Below are 20371 nucleotides of genomic sequence, written 5' to 3' on the forward strand. Positions count from 1 at the left end.
TGACGGCGATACCGACACGGCCACGGTCAACATCACGGTGGTGGCCCAGGACGATGCGGTCGATGCGGTCAATGACGGGTACCGGGTCAACGAAGATGGCTCGGTGAGCCTGAGCCTGCTGGCCAATGACAAGGCGCCGGATGGCGGGCTGGCGATCAAGTCTATCAACGGCGTCGAGCTGACCGGACTGGCGCAGACCATCGCGGTACAGGGCGGCAATGTCGTGATTGCGGCGGATGGCAGCATCAGCTTTGTGCCGGGCAAGGACTTCAACGGTGACATCAGCTTTGACTACGTGGCCAAGGACGCTGACGGCGATACCGACACGGCCACGGTCAACATCACTGTCACCCCTGTGAACGATGCCCCCACCACCTCTGGTGGTTATGCGCAGGGCGAAGAAGATATGCCGCTTACTTTGAAGTGGAGCGACTTCAAGGCTAGCGATGTCGATACCGCTGCAGACAAGCTGTCGATCAAGATCACCTCACTGCCGGCTGATGGGGTGCTGCAGTACAAGGATGGCAACGGTAACTGGCAGGCTGTGGTTGAAAATCAGGTATTTACTCAGGCAGAAATCGCCGCCGGCAAGCTGCAGTTCCTGCCTGACCAGCATGAGGCGAGCGGGTCGGCGGGCAGTGGTGTGAACACGGGTGCGGACGGCAACAAGCTGGGGGATTATGCGTCGTTCGGCTATCAGGTGAGCGACGGGGTAAACAACAGCGGTAATGCGACCTTCGTGGTTGACGTCAAGCCGGTGGTTGACGGCGTGACACTCAAGGTTGAACTGGTGAGTGGCGGGTTTGTGCCGGGAGCGGCGAAGGTAGAGGAGATCCTATCCGACCTGAATGGCAAGACGCCGTCTGATAAGCCGACCGCTGGCGATGATTATCTGGTTTCCAAGGATGGCAGCTGGGTCTTGGGCGGTGGCGGCAAGGACACTATCAAATATGGCAGTGGCGGTAGCTTCCAGGCCGATGGTGGGGTTGGTAACGATATTCTGATTGGTGGGGCTAGTGTCAATGATCACCTGATTGGTGGTGATGGAAATGACATTTTGATAGGGGGCAAAAATGCGACCTCCTCGGTCAAGCTACAGGGCGATGCGGGTAACGATACGCTGATATCCCAAAGCCTGAAGGCTACCACGACCTATTACGGTGGGGACGGGCAAGATGTTGCCTATATGCCGGGTTCGATGAAGGACCTTAAGCTGGTGATGACAGGTTTGCCAAAGGACTGTAATTACCGGCTGGTCTATAAGGACCCGGTCACCGGGGCGGAGACCAACCACGACTTCTACAGCGTTGAGACCCTTTACCTGCAAGATGGCAAGTATGAGTTCAAGGATGGCAACCTGAACAAGGTGGCGGATCTGGCGACCTTGAAGGTTGATGTCGACCTGAAAGATATCGACGGCAGCGAGCGCTTCACCGATCTGACCATTACCGGCCTGCCGACTGGGGCCGTGGTGCAAGGCGGCAGCCTGCAGGCCGACGGCAGCTGGAAGGTGCCGGCCAGCATGCTGGATCAAGACGGGAAAGTGTCGCTGCAGGTGGAGTTGCCTGTCGGTAGCCAGAATATCAAGGTCACAGTGGTGGCTGGTTCGCAAGAGTATGATATGGATGATCTGCCGATAGCCGGTCAAGTGAAATATACCGAAGCGGATACCGGCTTTATGGTCAAGCCCAGCAATCCGAACGGCGATAACACTGTCGAGGGTGGGCGTGGTGATGATGTATTGCTGGGAGATATAGGTGGTATCAAGACCTCGGTTGATCCGGGCAAAAACTACAATATCGCCCTGATTGTAGATACATCAGGCAGTATGAAATTTGGCCTGGATGGAAGGGAAGACCCGCCTGCAGGTCAGGACAGAATGACCTTGACGATTAACGCCCTGAAAGCGTTGGCCAATCAGCTGGCAGGCCATGATGGTGTCGTTAACGTGACGCTCATTGGCTTTAGTTCCTCGGCGAATTCACTGCTGACGCTTAACAAGCTGACGCAGAGTAATGTGCAGGATTTGATCAAACAGATCAGCTCGCTGAAGGCCGACGGGGCGACCAACTACGAGGATGCCTTTATCAAGGCTGCCGCGTGGTTCAACAGCCAGCCGGGCAGTGGCAGCGGGAAAACGTTCGAGAACTTGACCTACTTCCTGACTGACGGTAACCCGACGGTTTATAACGGGGATACTTCGGGCAGTGGTGGCACAACCAACGATATCGATATGCAGAAGGCCATCGATGCTTTTGCGAATCTGTCCGGCCAGAGCGAGGTCAAGGCGATCGGCATCGGTAATGGCGTGACGCAGGGGAACCTGGCGTATTTCGACAATACCAAGGTGGTCGGTTCTGGCAGTAAATATGAGAACGCTCAGTTGCTGAATGATTTTTCCGGCAATACAGGGCCGTGGAGCGCGAGTAGCTGGAGCAAGACCGGCGATAGCTCGGGTTCGGTTGATATCTCCGGCGGCCGTCTGACGCTGACGGATAAGGGTGATAATGGTGTGTCAGTGTTTAGAAGCGAAAAGCTGACAGTGGCGGCGGGGACCGGTCTGCGCTTCGATCTGAGTACGGGTAATGATTTCGGCCGCGGAGACACTTTCTCGGTGCAACTGCAACGCTGGAATGGCTCTGCCTGGGTGAATGTCGGTGCCGCGGTGACCTCGGCCGGAACAGTCAACAGCGGTGCGTTGGCGGCGGGGGATTACCGCTACGTATTCACCGTAAATGAGGATGATAGCGGGGATTCTGCCACGCTGCTGATCGACGATCTGAACAAGGTGATGGGCGGGCGTCCGCCGGTTGGCCAACCCGACATCATCACCACGGCAGATCAGCTTAAGGCTGTGCTGGTTGGCAGTTCGACCACCAATACACCTGCTGAAGTGGGGGCCGATGTCCTGCACGGTGGTGCGGGTAACGATATCCTGTTCGGGGATGCCATCAATACCGATCACCTGCCGTGGGGCACGGCTGGCAACCCGACCAAGCCGGCAGACTGGGTCAATGGCAAGGGGCTGGATGGTCTGACCCAGTTCCTGACCTTGAAAAATGGTTATGCACCCAGCTCCCTTGAGCTTTACGAGTACATCAAGGGGAATGCCAACTCATTGGATGTGGCGGGCGATACCCGAGGGGGGAACGACAAGCTGCACGGTGGCCTTGGTGACGATATCCTGTTTGGCCAGGGTGGCAACGATGAGCTCTATGGTGATGATGGCAACGATATCCTTTATGGCGGCACTGGCAGTGACAAACTGTATGGTGGTTTGGGTAACGACATTCTGACTGGCGGCGAAGGTAAAGATTTCTTCGTATGGAGTCAGGGAGATGCGAGTGCCAGCAATCCTGCCGTTGATACTGTCACGGACTTCAAACCGAGCCTGAGTGATCCGACGCTGCGCGACAAGCTGGATCTGAGTGACCTGCTGGATCATGATGGGTCTAAAACGGAGTCATTGCTTAAAAGTCTGTTGTCTGTGTCTGCAGATAGCCAAGGTGTGCATCTCAAGGTTAGCGATTCGGTGGGTGGTTCTGTGACCCAGGAGATTGTGTTGTCTGGTCACACTTTTGGCTCTCTGACCGGTAATAGTGGTGCAACGGCTAGCCAGGTGATCGATTACATGTTGGCCAACAACATGCTCGATATTGATAAACAGTAAGCACTAACAACTACGCAATAAAAAAGCGGCAGAGCAATCTGCCGCTTTTTTTATCTTTGCAGGGAAGAGAAATCAGTTGCCGAGGGTGGCAAACAGGCTCTGCTCCAGGGTGCCGCGGGAGACACAGACCGGCTTGATGGACGGGGCCGGTACGCGCTCGCCTGAAGATTCAACGAAGAACAGCTCGGTGTTGCCCTTGACGTTGACCGTGGCCACGCTGCTGTTGCCGCTCTGGGTGATGATCAGGTTGATCTGCAGGTTCGGGTTGCCCAGTGCAACTTTGGAACCCATAGTTCCGCAGTCCAGCCACTCCAGCCCGTCGGCTGATTGGTTGACGTTGGCGGTCATCAGGCCGGAGCCACGCTGGCTGTTTTCGATGGTGAGGCCGTGATCGGTGAACCACTTCTCGGCGCGAGCCCACACCAGATCCACCGGGATCGCCATTTCCTGAGTATTGTTGGTTGCCTTGGCAATTGGCGGGTTGTAGCGATACTCCTCACCGCCGTTATTGTCACCAGCACAACCAACCAGCAGCAGCGCCAATGCGCTCCCCATAATCTTTTTCATCTTGTTTCTCTCGTCCATATCACCAGGCCATTGGCCAACCGGCGCCTATTATCGCCGGAGCGACAATCTCTGTCAGCAACCATCCAGCGTTCGATGTTATGGGGAGGTGATCGGGGTGCTTTACAAAATTGGTTTGCTATCATAGATTTGCTCGAAATTCCTCCATAAGCACCCCTGTGACCAACATGCTCACCCCGGATCTGCTGCAGCAGATCATCGACCAATTGCCAATGAGTATCTTCTGTCGGGATAGTCATGGGCGTTACCTGTTCGCCAATCGTGAGTTCGCCCGTGAAGCCAAGCAGGAGTCGCCTGCCGAGGTAGTCGGCAAGACAGATGCAGAGATGCCTTGGGGCGATGTATTTCGCAGTGAAGATGAGCAGTTGTTTGCCGGGGGCGTGCCGATGCTGTATCAGCAGCTCCATTGCAACCGGGGTGGTGATACCTGCTGGATGGAGGTGCACAAGGTGCCTCTTTACACCCCGCAGGGGGAAGCTTGTGCAGTATTCGGCGTGGTTAATGAGATTGCCCAGCGCAAGAGCCTGGAACAAACGGTCAAACAGCAGCAGTTGTTGCAGCGTTTTCTGCTCGATGCCATTCCTGATCTGATCCGTTTCGATGATCACAACGGGGTGTTGCTGGAGTGCAATCAGGCGTTTCTCGACTTTATCGGCCATGGGGCCGATGAGGTGCTGGGTCAGCAGCTGCCGTTCCGGTTGGCGGCGCCGCAGGGGATGGGTCAAGGCGAGTGTTGTCTGCTGGATGCCAGCGGGCAGGGGCGACACATGGAGATCACCCGGGTCGATGTCCCCGATGGTGACGGCCACTCCCTCGGGATCCTGACGCTGGGGCGTGACATCACCGGCCTGCGCACCACTCAGGCGCAGTTGCAGCAGGAGCAGCACTACGACAGTCTGACCGGACTGCTCAAACTCTCCCGGTTCTTGCAGACCAGCCGCCATCTTGGGGGACGCAGTGCCACATTGGTGCTGGTCGATCTGCACCATTTTCGTGAAATCAACGATCGCTTCGGGATCCGGATTGCCGACCGCCTGCTCAGCCAGGTGGCCAAGCGGTTGCAGCAGCTGGTACCGCCGCGTTCTCTGCTCTGTCGGGTCGCTGCCGATGACTTCAGCCTGTTGTTGCCCGACTTCAACGAGCCATTGCAGGGGTGGAGCCAGCATCTGCAGCAGCAGTTGATGGAGCATTATCAGGTGGAAGATCACCGCATCCAGATCCCGGTGTTTCTCGGACTGGCCCAGGGGAGGGCAAGCGATGCCGAGCGGTTGCTCAGTCATGCCGAGGCTGCGCTGGCGCAGGGCAAACGGCAGCAACAGTACTGCACCCTGTTTGATCCCGAGCTGCATGCCCGGCTCAAGCGGCGTCAGCTGATCGCCGCCCAGTTGCCGCTCGCCATCAAGTCCGCCCAGCTGGTTGCCGTCTATCAGCCGATCATCTGTACCCGCACCCACCGGCTGCACGGTGCCGAGCTGCTCTGTCGCTGGCCCCATCCCGAGCTTGGGATGATCTCCCCCGACGAATTCATTCCGTTGGCGGAAGAGATGGGGGTCATCGGTCAGCTTGGTCAGCTGATGCTGGAACAGGGCTGTGCCCAGCTGGCGCAGTGGCAAACTGCGCAGCCGGATATGGTGCTATCCATCAATCTCTCGCCGCTGCAGTTTCGTGATCCGGCGCTCTGTGAGCGGGTCTCTGCCTGCATCGCTCGCCATGGTCTCAAGGCCAGTCAGCTGGAGCTGGAGATCACCGAAGGGGTACTGATGGAGAATGCCGACGAGATTGAGACCAACCTCGACAACCTGATCGCCGCTGGTTTTCAGCTGGCCATCGACGACTTTGGTACCGGTTACTGTTCGCTGGCCTATCTGCCGCGGTTGCAGGTGGCGACCCTCAAGCTGGATCGCAGCTTCACTCAGGGGTTGGCCAGTAATAGCGCGACCACCGCTATCGTGCGTTCGGTCATCGGATTGGGCCATGAGCTTGGGATCCGGATCACTGCCGAAGGGGTGGAAACGCCCGAGCAGCAGTTGTGGCTGACCGAGGCGGGGTGTGATCGGTTACAGGGCTATCTGTTCAGTCGCCCCCTGCCGCCGGCGGAGTTTGCTGCCAGCTATCTGGCGTGAGAGATCGTCAGAAACAACAAGGCCACCGCAAGGTGGCCTTGTTGTTTTACGATGGAGGCAGGATCAATCCTGGAAGTAAGTACCCCAGCCATCGTAATCCACCCCGTATTTTTCCAGGATGGGCAGCATCTTGGCGATATCGGCGACGATCGCTTCGACATTCAGCTTGCACTCGATGGTGGCATCGAAGCAGAAGATGGTGGCGCCGTCATCCAGCTCCATCTCTTCGGCATCGGTCACTTCAAAACCGGCCTTGAACAGGTCAACCGCTGCTTTTTCCAGACGGTCGAAATCCTGGCAGGCGAAATGGTGCTCAATGTAGTAATCCGCATCGGGATTGCTGCCATCGGCCAGCAGTTCGTTGACGATCTCGGTGGTCTCATCACGCCACTCTTGCATATTCAGACTCATGTTGCCTCCAGGCGGTATCATTGCGGCAAAGCATACTCGCAGAGTGGATTAGGCTCAATGCGGCTGACCCACTGAGCCTCGAATTTCCATCATCTTGACGCAGCCTGCGGGGTGTTCAGAGGTCAGCAAGTATGGCAAACAGGACTGAAATGGATAATAAATGGCCGCTTCGTTCGGTTGTTGAGCGAACTCGCTTTTTATCGTGCCATCATGGTTGACACTCTGCGCTGGAAAGGGTTTAATGCGCGCCGTTGCCCAGATAGCTCAGTCGGTAGAGCAGGGGATTGAAAATCCCCGTGTCGGCGGTTCGATTCCGTCTCTGGGCACCACAATTCCTCCTTAGTTCAGTCGGTAGAACGGCGGACTGTTAATCCGTATGTCACTGGTTCAAGTCCAGTAGGAGGAGCCAAATTCGAAAAGCCCGCTCAATCGAGCGGGCTTTTTCATTTCTAGTTGCTGTTGCATGCGGCCAAAAAGAGCGTTGCGCCACAAGTGGCACTGAACAGCAGCATTCCGGTTTGCAACATGCTGCCAGGGCATGGCTTCTTCTCTCTTTTTCTGGCCCTGATCCACTTCGGTTTCATCACATTCCCTTATCCATTTTGTCGGCCTGAATGGCTGCACTCCTGTGCAGGCGAGCCATCTTTGTTGAATGGCGCCATGGCGTCAATCTCCCCTGCAAAACAATTAATTCAGCACCGTTGAAGAGCGGCTTGTCTGGTGATGTTTCGACCTTTAAGCCATTGTTAACATTTTGGAAAACCGGAGTGACCCTGTGGCTGGGCGAGGATATGATGTGGTCAATGATGTTCCCATCCTGACGGAGAGATCCCAGATGAACAGCCCCTTGAGCTATGTACTGGACGGCATTCATTGCGAGCCGCACTTTTTTACCGTTCCCCTCGATCATGATGAGCCGGATGGTGACAGCATTACCCTGTTTGCCCGCACCCTCTGCCGTAAAGACAAGATTGATGAGAAGTTGCCCTGGCTGCTCTTTTTGCAAGGGGGGCCGGGATTCGGGGCGCCGCGCCCGACGGCTAACAGTGGTTGGCTCAAGCGGGCGTTGCAGGAGTTCAGAGTGCTGCTGCTGGATCAGCGTGGCACCGGGATGTCGAGCCCCATCCATGGGCATATTCTGGCCAAAATGACACCGACCGAGCAGGCGGAGTATCTCAGTCATTTTCGCGCCGACAGCATAGTGCAAGATGCCGAGTTCATCCGGCAGGAGCTCAGCCCCAAGCATCGCTGGAGCCTGCTTGGTCAGAGCTTTGGCGGTTTTTGCTGCCTGACCTATCTATCGTTTTTCCCTGACAGTCTGCGGGAGGTCTATATCACCGGCGGTATCGCGCCGATCGGCCGCAGTGCCGAGGAGGTTTACCGTGCTACCTACCAGAGGGTGGCTGACAAGAACCGTGCCTTCTTCGCCCGCTTCCCTCACGCTCAAGGGATTGCCAACCGGTTGGCCAACCATCTGCACCAGCACGATGTGCGACTGCCCAACGGCCAGCGCCTTACGGTGGAGCAGTTCCAGCAGCAAGGGCTGGATCTCGGTGCTACGGGTGCCTTTGAGGAGCTTTATTACCTGCTGGAAGAGGCCTTTATCGGCGACAAGCTGAGCCCGGCCTTTCTCTATCAGGTGCAGAGCATGCAGCCATTCAATACCAACCCGCTGTTTGCCATCCTGCACGAGGCTATCTACGCCGAAGGGGAGGCGACTCGCTGGGCGGCGGATCGGGTCAGAGGGGAGTTTCCTGCGGTGAACTGGGCGCCCGGCAAGGATTTCGCCTTCACCGGCGAGATGGTTTACCCCTGGATGTTCGAGCAGTTCCGCGAGTTGCTGCACCTGAAAGAGGCGGCTCATCTGCTGGCCAACAAGGCGGACTGGGGGGCGCTCTATAATCCGGCCCAGCTGGCCCGCAACAAGGTGCCGGTAGCCTGCGCCGTCTATGCCGAGGATATGTATGTGGAGTTTGACTACAGCCGCGAAACCCTGCGTGGCCTTGGCAACAGTCGCGCCTGGATCACCAATGAGTATGAGCACAACGGTTTGCGTGCCGATGGTGAAGCGATTCTTGATCGTCTGATCGCCCTGAATCGGGATCGCTGAATCGTCCGGTAAGGTAGCAGACAACAGGGGCCACGGCCCCTGTTGTTTTTTATCAGCTTTTTACCTCTGGTTTGGGGGTATCAGGTTGTGACGGTGGGAGTTGTGGCAACACGATCTGCGGCTGCTCACCGGTCAGGCTCTTGAGGTAGGCAGTCATATCTTCGGCTTCCTGATCTGTGAGGCGCTGCCCCAGCTGGATATCAGCCATGATCTGGACTGCCTCTTTCAGATCCCATACTGCACCATCGTGGAAGTAGGGATAAGTCAGCTCGATATTACGCAGGGTAGGTACCTTGAACCAGCCGATGAACTGCTTCTCTCCGGTGACGGCACCGCGACCCTGAGCCGGGTTGTCCGTTTTGTAACTCTTGACCAGTCCCATCTTCTGATAAGAGTTGCCGCCGATAGCGACCCCGTTGTGGCATGCCGTGCATCCTTTGGCTTTGAACAGCTCATACCCTTTCAGCTGTTGTGCGGTCAGTGCCTTGCTATCCCCTTTCAACCAGCGGTCAAACGGGGCATTGGGGGTAACCAGGGTCTCTTCAAAAGCAGCGATGGCATCGGTGACCTCGTCAATGCCGAAGTTGTCCTTGCCATAAACGGCGCTGAAGCGGGTACGATAGCCAGGCAGGGTATGCAGAGTTTCGACCGCCAGATTGTGGGTAAATGCCATCTCCAGCGGGTTGGCGATGGGGCCTGCCGCCTGCTCTTTCAGATCCTTGGCGCGACCATCCCAGAACTGCACGAAGTTGAGGCTGGAGTTGAGTACGGTCGGGGAATTGATGGGACCCACTTTCCATTTATGGCCGAGTGAGCTGACTTGATTATCCACCCCACCGGTCGCCAGGTTATGGCAAGAGTTACAAGAGATTGCGCCGGATTTGGAGAGTCTTGGTTCGAAAAACAGCATCTTGCCCAACTCGACTTTTTCCGGGTTTGTCACCTTGGCTGGTTCCACGGGCTGTATGGGTTCATTCGCCCAACCGGCACCGGGTAATATCAGTGCCACTAGCAAACAATATTTTCTCATTGCGTCATCTCCCTTGATGCTGTTTATGCCAGCAAGACAAGGATGACGTCAAAGCGCTGCTTGTTAATTGATCAAAATCAGGCTTGCTTGATTATTTACAATAAAAACAATCACATATGATTTGTTGGCAAAATGGGGGCAGGATAATTAAGAGGAGAGTATGGAATTAGCATCATGTCTGGATTATGTGCGAAGCAAAGAAAATGAACAGGCGATTAATTAGATTGCTGTCATTGAATAAAGCGATTATTCAATATGCTTTGCCATTCTGCCGTTAAATAAATACCTATCAAATGCATCATTAATAATAAACCGACAGGATGAGCAAATTGTACCCTGCGTTTCAACACCCTCTGTCGTCTTGTTCTTTGGAGCGGCGCCGGATGGTCGTGCTTTTCAATCAAGATAAGGATGTATGATGAGAAAGTCTCTGTTGGCCTGCTCCCTGTTGCTGTGCCCTGTCGTGTTTGCTGCCACCCCCCATTGGGAATATAGCGGTGAGGCGGGGCCTGCCCACTGGGCCAAGCTGACCCCTGAGTTTGGCCAGTGTGCGGGCAGCAATCAGTCGCCGGTTAACCTGAACGGATTGGTCGAGGCCAAACTGGCCCCGCTGGTACTCCACTATCAGGCGGGTGGCAACACAGTGGTCAATAAAGGTCATACCGTGCAGGTCGGTTATGCCCCGGGCAGCACCTTGCAACTCGATGGCACCACGTTTGAACTAAAGCAGTTTCACTTCCACGCCCCGAGTGAGAACCTCATCGAGGGCAAATCCTATCCGCTGGAAGGGCATCTGGTGCATGTCAGTGACAAGGGAGAGATCGCCGTGGTGGCGGTGATGTTCGAGGTTGGCAAGGCAAATCCGGCGTTGGCGGCTGTCTGGGGTGAACTACCTGCCAAGGTGGGCGAGACCCAGGCCCTCAAGGCGCCGCTCTCTGCTGAGCAACTGCTGCCCGAGAGCCGTGACTACTATCGCTTCAGCGGTTCCCTTACTACGCCTCCATGCTCGGAAGGAGTGCGCTGGCTGGTTATGAAGCAGCCGGTTGAGGTTAGTCAGGCCCAGAGCGACGCCTTCAAGGCGGTGATGCACCACCCCAACAACCGGCCGGTGCAACCGCTCAATGGGCGCGTGGTCCTGCAATAACACAGCGTTGCAATAGCACAGTAGATAGCAAAAACAACAAGAGGGCCGCGAGGCCCTCTTTTACATGGCGAGGTATCGGTGTGCGATTACAGGCTGGCAGCGATGCGGGCGCCGAGGGCCGCGTTGTTCAGTACCAGCTGGATGTTGGCTGCCAGCGAGTTGCCGCCGGTCAGTTCGCAGACGCGGGCCAGCAGGAAGGGGGTTGACGCCTTGCCCTTGATCCCCTGCTCGTCCGCTTCATGGAGCGCTCGGGCGATGGCCGCGTCGATATCGGCTTTCGGCATGGCGTGTGCGGTCGGGATGGGGTTGGCCACTACGGCGCCGCCCGCCAGTCCCAGCTCCCACTTGAGGCGCAGCGCCTCGGCGATGGCTGCCGGGGTATCGAGGCGATAATCAACCTTGAAGCCGCTCTCGCGGGTGTAGAAGGCGGGCAGCTCGCCCGTTTGATAGCCGATCACCGGCACGCCCTGGGTCTCCAGATACTCCAGCGTCAGGCCGATATCGAGGATCGACTTGGCACCGGCGCAGACTACGGCCACCGGTGTTTGTGCCAGCTCCTGCAGATCGGCCGAGATATCGAAGGTCTCCTGTGCGCCGCGATGTACCCCGCCAATGCCACCGGTGGCAAAGACCCGGATCCCCGCCATGGCGGCGATGATCATGGTGGAGGCGACCGTTGTGGCTCCCATCCCCTTGCGCGCCAGCACGAACGGAATGTCGCGGCGGCTGCACTTGGTCACGCTGTGGCCTGCCCGGCCGAGTGCTTCCAGCGCACCGGCATCCAGACCCACCTTGAGGCGGCCGTCGAGGATGGCGATGGTGGCCGGAATGGCGCCGTTATCGCGCACCACCTGTTCAACCTGACGGGCCGTCTCCACGTTCTGCGGATAGGGCATGCCGTGGGAGATGATGGTTGATTCTAGGGCGACGACCGGTTTGCCGGCGGCCAGCGCGGCAGCAACTTCCGGTTGGATATCGAGGTAAGCGTTCAGCATGAGTACTCCTCCAGTATGCGGTCAACGGCGGTCTTGCTCAGACCGGAAAAAACGGTATCGGAACAATTGACTGTGAGGGCGGCGCAGCCCAGGGCAAAGCGGGTGGTTTGGGTAATGTCGAGCTCTTGCAGCCAGGCGTGGGCGAGGCCAGCCATAAAGGCATCCCCGCCGCCGGTGACGTTGAGTACCGGACTGCCCAGCACCGGGAGGTGGCCCTGCTGCTCACCATCGCTGTAGAAGATCCCCTGTTCACCCAGACTGAGGAACAGCCGCTTGACCCCGGCGCGGTGGAACCAGGCGGCAACCATGGGCCAGGTTTCGGGCCCGGCGATGGTCATGCCGCACAGCTGCTCGGCTTCGCTGCGATTGGGTTTGAGGGTGTGGATCTTGCCGAGCCAGGGGCGGATCTTCTCCACCTTGGCCACCGAAACGGTATCGACAAAGATGGCGTGATCACCTTGCCGTTCAAACAACCAGTCGAGGGTATGGATGGCCAGATTGGTGTCGAGCACCCAGAGCCGGGCACCGCCGAGAAAGCCTGCGAGGGGGGTCAGGCGGGCAGGAGTGAGCTGCTCGATAATGGCCATGTCATTGATGGCACAGCTCATTTCGCCGCTGCCATCATGCAGGCTGAGATAACAGGAGGTGGTGTGGCCATCGAGCACCAGAGTCTGGCGCACATCGACGCCGGCCAGCTGGCTCACTTCCAATAGATGGTGACCATACTGGTCGTTGCCGACTGCGGTCAGCAGTCGGGTATCACTGCCGAGCCGCGCCAGATTCTCGGCGATATTGCGGCCAACACCGCCCGCCGAGGTGCGCACCTTGCCCGGATTGGAGTCGCCAAGCAGCAGGTTGTCGTGGCTGGTACCGCAAATATCCATATTGGCACCGCCGATCACCACCACGTAGGGACCCTCTCGCAACACATAGCCTCTGCCTTGCACATACCCCTGCCGGATCAGGCTGGAGATGTGGCTGGCCAGCGCAGAGCGGCTGATGCCGAGGCGATCGGCCAGCTCCTGCTGGGCAATCATGGGATCCTGACGCAGCAGGGCGAGGATCTCTTGTTCACGCTCAGTCATAGACAAACATCCATTTACAAACGTTTGTCCATTATTGCTGGGAAACGTTTGCTGGCTATCGAGTTGTACAAGATTTGTCGGTTTGCGCACAAAAAATCGACATTCGTGATGGGGTGACGAGTCGTTGAGTCTGGCGAGGTACTTTTAACGGGTCGATGACCCCGCAGCGGCTTATAATGGTCGCCGCAAGATGAGGAGAGATGATGGAAAAGAGAGCATTCTGCTGCGTAGGGCTGGTCAATCCCAAATCCCCGGAAAATGTCGGTGCCGTGATGCGAGCTGCGGGTTGCTACAGGGTGGATGAGGTCTACTACACCGGCAACCGCTTCGAGCTGGCGCGCCGCTTTGCCACCGATACCAAGCAGATGGTGGAGAAGATCCCGTTGCTCGGGGTTGATGATCTGCTGCAATTCATGCCGGAAGGGTGTGTTCCCGTAGTGGTCGATCTGATCGACGGTGCTACGCCGCTCCCCGACTATATCCATCCGGAACGCGCTTTTTATATTTTCGGGCCGGAGGATGGCACGCTCGATCCCGCCCTCTATGGCGCGGTGAAAGATGTGGTCTATGTGCCGACTCAGGGCTGCATGAATCTGGCTGCCTCGGTCAACGTGATCCTCTATGACCGATTGGCGAAGGGGTTCCGGCAACCCTGAGCTGTGGCGTGTCAACGGTCAGCCAAACCGTAATGGAAGCGGTGTTGCTTATGGGCAGATAGCTGGCGGTGGCCGCTGTTGACGGGGCTGCGGCATCCTTCTCTTTCCCCTATGGCGGGATCAGTTTTCGCCGGCCTTGACCGCCTGCTCCTCGAGAAAGTCGCGGTAGTAGTCATAGAGGTGATAACGGCGATATATCTCGGCCAGCGTGCCGCGACGGATCAGATTCACCATCTCCTGATCCCACAGCTGCAGTAGCCGGTCGCCCTGCTCGGTATCGGTAAAAATGGGGTAAGTCGGTATCCAGCGCAAAATGGTGCGGTACATATTGGCCGGGGTTTCATCGGCGGAATGGAGCACCCCAGCGGTCAGGTAATAGCGATAGCGCCCCTTGCCAATCAGCTGCAGTGCCATCTCATGGTTGTCGATTTCGTGCCACCGCATGGTGACCGGAAGATATTTATCCAGCACCCATCCTCGCCGCCAGAGTACGGTCTCTCCCTCCAGGCTGCGCTCTCCCCGCCATTGTGGCTGCCACTGCTTGAGCATGAAGACGGTCACATCATCGGCGGAGGCTGGCTGATTGGGCTGCCTAACCCCCTTGATCTCGTCCCGATAGACACTCATGGCCATATCCCCCTCTTGCCTGGCTACCATGGCGACGGCGCGTTTGTAGGGCACGATATGGGGCACGATCTGGTAGCCATGGGGTTGGTAGATGGTTCGCACCAGATCGAGATAGATACCGCGGCCATCCGGTTGGCAGAAACCGGGCCAGCCATCGCAATAGACGTGAATATCGGCTGTGCGAGCGTGGGCGATCGCACACAGAGAGCAAAGCAGCAAACAACCGATGCGCAGCATGGTCAGCATTATCCTCGCAGGGGTGAGGAGAGCATTTATCACCTGATTTATACCATGCCATTGACAGTGGCGGGCGGAGAAAACATCCCGCATCTCCATTTTGCGACAGGGTTGAGAGTTATTTACCTTCGAGTCGTTCTCATTAATGAGAGGGTCAATAGTGGCCAATTGGCTGTCGCTAATAAGATGGTTAACCACAAATACGTAGGGCGGGTCTGACAGCAGAGGGAATATCAACGTCTGTTTGCATGAGGCGCTGGCACACCTCATGCGTACAGGTAAGTGACATATAGTTTTTGATAAACCTCAGCGGTAGCAGCCATACCGCGATATAGAAAGGCGACCCTCATCCGCGTCATGTTATCCCGGCTATGAATCTCTACAGCCTCACCCGGGGGCCAGCTAGCTTCTCGATCTTGCGCTGTGTTTAGTAGTGCGGCGGCGGGGTCTCTTCGGCCATGCTGGCAATCTGGCTGGGCTGTACGCTTTGCAGTTTGTCGATCAGCAGCTGGATCTGGTATTTGAGCCGATCGAGTTCACGGCCCTGGGTGGTCACCTCGTCGTTGAGCTGCTCTATGGTGTATTCCGCATAGGCAAGACGGGTTTCCAGGGTTTCGATGCGATCGTTAAGTGGCTGACTCATGGGCCTTCGGGTCCTTACTTGATTGTCCAGATTTCGGCCAGACCACTGGAGCTGGCACTGACAAGGTGGCTATTGTCGCGCAAAGCGACGCCGTAGACCACTGCGCTGGGCGGTTTCACCTTGGGTTGCGGCGAGACGCGCCAGCTCTGCAGCAGGGCACCATCGCTCACTTGCCACAGGGAGAGCTGACGGGAAGGGGCGCCAGTGATGAGCCACTTGCCATCGTTGGCAAAGCGGGCGCTGGTGTAGACCTCGAAGCGGTGATCATATTGCAGCTGACTCACCTCCTTGCCGGTTTTCAGATCCCAGATGCTGGCCCGGCTGCTGTCGGCGGTGAAGGCGTAGCGGCCGCTCGGCTCCAGTCTGGCCATGATCACCCGGCCACCATGGTTGAAGCGCCAAATTACCTGCCCGCTACGGGTATCCCACAGATAGGCGCTGTAGTCGTTGCCGCCGGTCAGGGCGTAGCGACCGTTGGCGGAGAGATCCACCGTATTGACCTGTTCGGTGTGCCCCAGAAACTGCAGACGACGACCGCTTCGGGTATCGAGCCACTCGGCCTTGCCATCTTCTCGCCCGATCAGCACATAACGACCATCTGCAGAGAGCGCGATGTCCCTCAGCCTGGATTCAGGAAGTGAGTAGTAGCCTTGTGATTGCCCGTCGTTCAGCCGCCAGGTAGCAAAAGTGTCTGGGGTGGCGGTGACGGCATGGCTGTTGCCTTCGGAAAAGCGGGTAATGAATACCAGATCATCCGCCGAGTCGGATTGCTTCCAGCGCCAGCGTTGACGGTTCTGTTCCAGATCCCAGACGATGATGCCCTGGCTGATGCTGGAGACGATGGCCTGCTTGCCATCACTGGAGAGATCTGCGGTCAGCAGACCCGTGCTGGCGAGGGTCATTTGCTGGTTGGGCTGGGAGCTCTGCTCGCAACCGGTGAGCATTAAACAGAGGCTCACCAGATAAATGGCACTTTTTATCATTTTTGCGGTCTCACGCTTTTGTTACCTGCGATCACGGCGTTAGTATAAGGCGCTTATCACGATAAACCTCTCATTTCACGATGGAACCGAGAGCGGTATTTGGAGTTTGGAGAAACTGATGAACAAATTTCTGAAGGTGTCCCTGTTGGCGGCGGCCGTTGCCGTCGGTCTGACTGCTTGCCAAAAAGACGAGAAGCCTGCTGCGGCCAATACCGCCGAAGTGAAGGCAGAAGCCAGCAAGCCGGCAGAGGCGACCAAGGCCGAAGCCAAGAGCTTTGAAGAGCAATCTGGCTACGCAATTGGCCTCTCCATGGGTCGTTACATCGCCAATACCCTGGAGCGTCAGCAGGAACTGGGCATCAAACTGGACAACGCCGTGATCCTGAAAGGGGTGACTGACGGTCTGGGCAAAGAAGCCAAGATGACTGATGAAGAGATCCAGAAGGTACTGCAGGATTACGACGCCAAGATCAACGAGCTGACCAAGGCCAAGGCCGAGAAAGACGCCGTTGAGAATCTGAAGAAAGGCGAAGAGTTCCTGGCTGCCAACGCCAAGAAAGAGGGTGTGAAGAGCACTGAATCCGGCCTGCAGTACGTGGTCGAGAAGATTGGCACTGGCGCCAAGCCGAAATCTACCGATATCGTCAAGGTTCACTACACCGGTACCCTGACTGACGGCACCAAGTTCGACAGCTCCGTCGATCGCGGCGAGCCGGCTACCTTCCCGCTCAACCAGGTTATCCCGGGTTGGACCGAAGGTGTTCAGCTGATGCCGGTTGGCTCCAAGTTCAAGTTCTTCCTGCCGTCCAAGCTGGCCTATGGCGAGCACGGTGCAGGCTCCATCCCGGCGAATGCCGTGCTGGTGTTTGACGTTGAGCTGCTGGCTATCGAGAAGCCGACTGCCGACGATGCCAAGAAGTAATCTTTTCTTGTAGTGAAAAACGGCTCCTTAAGGAGCCGTTTTTACTTGTGTATTCCCTGCAATCGCGGGATAACAGAGCTGTCTTGGCGTTGGGTTTGCGCGCGAAAATAAGGCAAAATAGATCGCAGAATCAAATACAAGGATGAGTCCAGTGGCTGAAAATAAATCGCGTGTCCTGCTGGTGGAAGATACCCGTAGTCTGGCGGTGGTCTATGAACAGTACCTGCGCCAGGAGGGGTATGAGGTGGTGCAGGCCGACTGCGGTCAGCAAGCGTTGGCGCAGTTGTTGGCAAGTCCTCCCCCCGTGGTGCTGCTGGATCTGGAGCTGCCGGATATGTCCGGTATGGATATTCTGCAGATGATCACCGAACAGCAGTTGCCTTGCTCGGTGGTGGTGATCACCGCCCACGGCTCGGTGGATGTGGCGGTGGAGGCGATGCGCCTCGGTGCCTTCGATTTTCTGACCAAGCCGTTTGACAGTAAGCGGCTCTGCGCCACCGTTCGCAATGCCTTGAAACACCAGCAGTTGAGCTCGCTGGTTGCCCACTATCGGGAGAATTTCGAACGCAGCTCCTTCTTCGGCTTTATCGGTGCCTCCATGTCGATGCAGGCGGTCTATCGCATCATCGAGAGCGCGGCGCCCAGCAAGGCGACCGTCTTTATCACTGGCGAAAGCGGCACCGGCAAAGAGGTGTGTGCCGAGGCGATTCACCAGTGCAGTCCCCGCAGCGAACAGCCCTTTATTGCCCTCAACTGCGCCGCCATTCCCCACGATTTGATGGAGAGCGAGATCTTCGGTCATGTGAAGGGCTCTTTTACCGGCGCCCAGGGGGATCGCAAGGGGGCGGCCAGTCTGGCCGATGGCGGTACCCTGTTTCTCGACGAGATCTGCGAGATGGACCTGGATCTACAGAGCAAGCTGCTGCGCTTCATCCAGACCGGCACAGTGCAGCGGGTCGGCAGCGGCAAGCTTGAGACGGTGGATGTGCGCTTTATCTGCGCCACCAACCGGGATCCGCTGGTGGAGGTGAAAGCGGGCCGTTTTCGCGAGGATCTCTACTATCGGCTCCACGTCATTCCCCTCACCCTGCCGCCGCTGCGGGAGCGGGGTGAGGATATCCTGCTGCTGGCGCGCACCCTGCTGCAAAGCTACGCCAAGGAGGAGAACAAACGCTTCAAGGATTTTGACGTCGAGGCGGCGCGAGTGCTGCTCGACTACCCCTGGCCCGGCAACGTACGCGAGCTGCAGAACGTGGTGCGCAATATCGTGGTGCTCAACGACAAGGAGCTGGTGAGCCCGGATATTCTGCCGCCACCACTCAATGGGGTTCGTCCCCAGTTGCCGGCTGCGATTGCGGCAGCGGTGACATCGGCTCCGGCCACCACCGGGGTGGCCAACGGGCCAATTCGTCCGCTCTGGCTGGTGGAGAAAGAGGTGATCGAACAGGCCATCGCCAGCTGTGATGGCAATATTCCCAAGGCGGCGGCCCTGCTCGAGATCAGCCCCTCCACCATTTACCGTAAAAAGCAGGGGTGGGAGGAGTCCAATCGGGCCTGAACCATCTTGCCAGCAGATAAGGGCGGCTAGCGTGCCGCCCTTGCTATTTTGGGGATCAGAGTTTGGCGAGCCGCTTGAGGCGGGCCAGTCGTTCCCCCTCGTTGGCGCTGAACCAGCGGTCCTGTGACAGCAGAAACCAGGCGCGGGAGAAGTATTCCGCGGCCAGCGGATCGTCCAGCACCAAGGCATTCTCCCCCAGCTCCTCGAACAGATAACCATCCTCAGGTTCGCCTGCCTCGGCCATATCGGCCTTGAGCTGGTGCAGCTCTGCCAGCGCCTGCTGGTGCTGACCCTGGGCCCGGGTCAGGCGAGCCAGACTCCAGCGGGCGATAAACGCCTTGGCCGGCTGGTTATGTTGCAGATGCCAGGCCAGGCACTTCTGCTGCTGGATTTTCGCCTCATCAAAGCGGCCCAATTCGAATAGGGTCCAGCCCTGATTGTTGTAAAGGGGGGCCAGCCAGCCACGCACCTTCTCGTCACGGCTGCGTTCCGCCAGCTCCATCGCCAGTTGATGCCAGCGGCTCTGCTCTTCCAGTGGTGCGGCGATGGCGATCATGTGAGCGGCGTCGATGGCGAGATAGGTCTCCTTCTCCTTGAGCCCCCATTGCCAGGCTTGTTCAAACAGCGGTTTGGCACTGGCTTTGTCGCCCGCCGAGTTAAAGGTGCGGCCTCGTTCCAGCAGGGCCCGGATCCGCGCTCTGGGGGTTTTATCGGTGAGGCGAGGCGCTATCTCGTCGAGCAGCTGATGGGCTTCGGCAAACTGGCGCTGCAGCGAATGGGTGCGGGCAATTTGGGTCAGCAACTCCAGTTCGAGTTGCAGGTCGGCGGCGGCGCGCGCTTCGGGAAGAAGGGTGTGAAAACGCAGGGCGCTGGCGGCGGGATCCTGATAATCCCACAGCGCCATGAAATCGGGCGGATTGTCCATCTGGCCTCCTTGCTGGTTATCCTGTCACCAAGATGCCTGCAGGCCATTGTTTGTACAAGGGGCTCCCGTCACAGAGCGCCCCTTGCATCATGCTAACGGCTGTGGCCGGTTGGTCAGTAGACCATGGCCAGGCTCATCAGCATCAGACCGAGGGCGGCAAAGGCCCCCTCCTTGATGGCGAGCCGTGGCACCAGCGCCTTGGGCAGGGCCGGAAACAGGCTCAGGGCAAAGCCAAGGCCCGGCATCAACCAGTGGAATGCCGGATCGCGCAGGGCGGGATCGGCGGCACCGTTGATGATGATCAGTAAAATAAACAGAGTGAAGGCCGGCAGGATAAACCAGCGTACCCCACCGGCGGCGACCGCCCGCAGCGGCGAAATGCGATAGAGCAGCATGGTCACAAGGAACAGAACAAAAGGGGCCAGCAGATAGAGCGGAGCGGGGTTCATAACATCTTTCCTGAAAACTGATCGTCAAAAAACAGGGAGTCCGGTGCAAGAGGCGCGGGATTTAATCACTCTTCGCAGGTAATCACCAGCAGCCCGGGCCCGGGCTGTGAAGAGGATCCCGGATAAAGGTTTGCTAGCGCGTCTTAGAGCCGCTAACAAAACCGAGTTGATTCGAATGATGCCAACCCCAACATAGGCAGCATGACACGAAAAATCAT

At 57.5% G+C, this 20371-nt stretch carries 17 protein-coding genes and 2 tRNA genes; 9 read left to right on the forward strand and 10 right to left on the reverse strand.

The annotated features are described in order from the left end of the window. The coding region (locus NOM06_RS19915) for an Ig-like domain-containing protein (RefSeq protein ID WP_255912898.1) at nucleotides 1–3670 on the forward strand (3670 nt) is incomplete at its 5' end. A 72-nt stretch (nucleotides 3671–3742) separates the two neighbouring features. On the opposite strand, the gene NOM06_RS19920 is transcribed toward NOM06_RS19915, so the two are convergent. Next, a complete protein-coding gene (locus NOM06_RS19920; RefSeq protein WP_005335330.1) occupies nucleotides 3743–4237 on the reverse strand; it encodes a hypothetical protein in 495 nt (164 codons plus the stop codon). 185 nt (nucleotides 4238–4422) lie between these two features. Here NOM06_RS19920 and NOM06_RS19925 point away from each other — a divergent pair, with 185 nt between their 5' ends. Continuing rightward, nucleotides 4423–6378, forward strand: coding sequence for an EAL domain-containing protein (locus NOM06_RS19925; RefSeq protein WP_255912911.1), 1956 nt, complete (start codon nucleotides 4423–4425; stop codon nucleotides 6376–6378). A gap of 63 nt (nucleotides 6379–6441) precedes the next feature. On the opposite strand, the gene rraB is transcribed toward NOM06_RS19925, so the two are convergent. Continuing rightward, the gene (rraB, locus tag NOM06_RS19930; RefSeq protein ID WP_255912913.1) at nucleotides 6442–6777 is read right to left on the reverse strand and encodes a ribonuclease E inhibitor RraB; all 336 of its coding nucleotides are present in this window, start codon (nucleotides 6775–6777) and stop codon (nucleotides 6442–6444) included. Between the two features lie 265 nt (nucleotides 6778–7042). Between rraB and NOM06_RS19935 the strand changes: the two genes are divergently transcribed. The 3 genes from NOM06_RS19935 to NOM06_RS19945 all read left to right on the forward strand — a co-directional run bounded on the left by NOM06_RS19935 (nucleotide 7043) and on the right by NOM06_RS19945 (nucleotide 8899). Continuing rightward, nucleotides 7043–7118 (forward strand) — tRNA-Phe (locus NOM06_RS19935). Nucleotides 7119–7122: 4 nt separating this feature from the next. Then, nucleotides 7123–7198 (forward strand) — tRNA-Asn (locus NOM06_RS19940). A gap of 426 nt (nucleotides 7199–7624) precedes the next feature. Next, nucleotides 7625–8899 carry an alpha/beta fold hydrolase gene (locus NOM06_RS19945; RefSeq protein WP_255912899.1) on the forward strand — a complete coding sequence of 425 codons (1275 nt, stop codon included), beginning with the start codon at nucleotides 7625–7627 and terminating at the stop codon, nucleotides 8897–8899. A 52-nt stretch (nucleotides 8900–8951) separates the two neighbouring features. Here NOM06_RS19945 and NOM06_RS19950 read toward each other — a convergent pair whose 3' ends face one another. Beyond that, a complete protein-coding gene (locus tag NOM06_RS19950; protein WP_064339529.1) occupies nucleotides 8952–9929 on the reverse strand; it encodes a cytochrome-c peroxidase in 978 nt (325 codons plus the stop codon). Between the two features lie 418 nt (nucleotides 9930–10347). On the opposite strand from NOM06_RS19950, the gene NOM06_RS19955 reads away from it, so the two are divergent. Continuing rightward, nucleotides 10348–11073, forward strand: a complete 726-nt coding sequence (locus NOM06_RS19955) for a carbonic anhydrase (RefSeq protein WP_255912915.1) — start codon at nucleotides 10348–10350, stop codon at nucleotides 11071–11073. Nucleotides 11074–11159: 86 nt separating this feature from the next. Here the strand turns inward: NOM06_RS19955 and NOM06_RS19960 are convergent, their stop codons facing one another. Further along, nucleotides 11160–12068 carry a pseudouridine-5'-phosphate glycosidase gene (locus NOM06_RS19960; RefSeq protein WP_236399763.1) on the reverse strand — a complete coding sequence of 303 codons (909 nt, stop codon included), beginning with the start codon at nucleotides 12066–12068 and terminating at the stop codon, nucleotides 11160–11162. Further along, on the reverse strand, nucleotides 12062–13153 hold the full coding sequence (locus tag NOM06_RS19965; RefSeq protein ID WP_255912901.1) for a PfkB family carbohydrate kinase: 1092 nt from the start codon (nucleotides 13151–13153) through the stop codon (nucleotides 12062–12064). Before NOM06_RS19965 ends, NOM06_RS19960 begins: the two co-directional genes overlap by 7 nt. Before the next feature lie 203 nt (nucleotides 13154–13356). On the opposite strand from NOM06_RS19965, the gene NOM06_RS19970 reads away from it, so the two are divergent. Beyond that, nucleotides 13357–13809, forward strand: a complete 453-nt coding sequence (locus NOM06_RS19970) for an RNA methyltransferase (protein ID WP_255912916.1) — start codon at nucleotides 13357–13359, stop codon at nucleotides 13807–13809. A 120-nt stretch (nucleotides 13810–13929) separates the two neighbouring features. On the opposite strand, the gene NOM06_RS19975 is transcribed toward NOM06_RS19970, so the two are convergent. The 3 genes from NOM06_RS19975 to NOM06_RS19985 form a co-directional block, all read right to left on the reverse strand. Then, complete coding sequence (locus NOM06_RS19975) at nucleotides 13930–14673, reverse strand: hypothetical protein (protein ID WP_202001538.1); 744 nt, start codon at nucleotides 14671–14673, stop codon at nucleotides 13930–13932. Between the two features lie 427 nt (nucleotides 14674–15100). After that, nucleotides 15101–15316, reverse strand: coding sequence for a SlyX family protein (locus tag NOM06_RS19980; protein WP_255912903.1), 216 nt, complete (start codon nucleotides 15314–15316; stop codon nucleotides 15101–15103). Between the two features lie 14 nt (nucleotides 15317–15330). Further along, complete coding sequence (locus tag NOM06_RS19985) at nucleotides 15331–16299, reverse strand: hypothetical protein (protein ID WP_021230804.1); 969 nt, start codon at nucleotides 16297–16299, stop codon at nucleotides 15331–15333. A 118-nt stretch (nucleotides 16300–16417) separates the two neighbouring features. On the opposite strand from NOM06_RS19985, the gene fkpA reads away from it, so the two are divergent. After that, nucleotides 16418–17221 carry an FKBP-type peptidyl-prolyl cis-trans isomerase gene (gene fkpA, locus NOM06_RS19990; protein WP_255912905.1) on the forward strand — a complete coding sequence of 268 codons (804 nt, stop codon included), beginning with the start codon at nucleotides 16418–16420 and terminating at the stop codon, nucleotides 17219–17221. Nucleotides 17222–17372: 151 nt separating this feature from the next. Further along, nucleotides 17373–18779, forward strand: coding sequence for a sigma-54 dependent transcriptional regulator (locus tag NOM06_RS19995; RefSeq protein ID WP_255912907.1), 1407 nt, complete (start codon nucleotides 17373–17375; stop codon nucleotides 18777–18779). Between the two features lie 55 nt (nucleotides 18780–18834). Here NOM06_RS19995 and NOM06_RS20000 read toward each other — a convergent pair whose 3' ends face one another. Then, nucleotides 18835–19704 carry a hypothetical protein gene (locus NOM06_RS20000; protein ID WP_255912909.1) on the reverse strand — a complete coding sequence of 290 codons (870 nt, stop codon included), beginning with the start codon at nucleotides 19702–19704 and terminating at the stop codon, nucleotides 18835–18837. A 113-nt stretch (nucleotides 19705–19817) separates the two neighbouring features. Continuing rightward, nucleotides 19818–20153, reverse strand: coding sequence for a hypothetical protein (locus tag NOM06_RS20005; protein ID WP_005358483.1), 336 nt, complete (start codon nucleotides 20151–20153; stop codon nucleotides 19818–19820). Nucleotides 20154–20371: the final 218 nt, after the last annotated feature.

Source organism: Aeromonas sp. JL9, assembly GCF_024436075.1.
Lineage (GTDB): Bacteria > Pseudomonadota > Gammaproteobacteria > Enterobacterales > Aeromonadaceae > Aeromonas > Aeromonas veronii.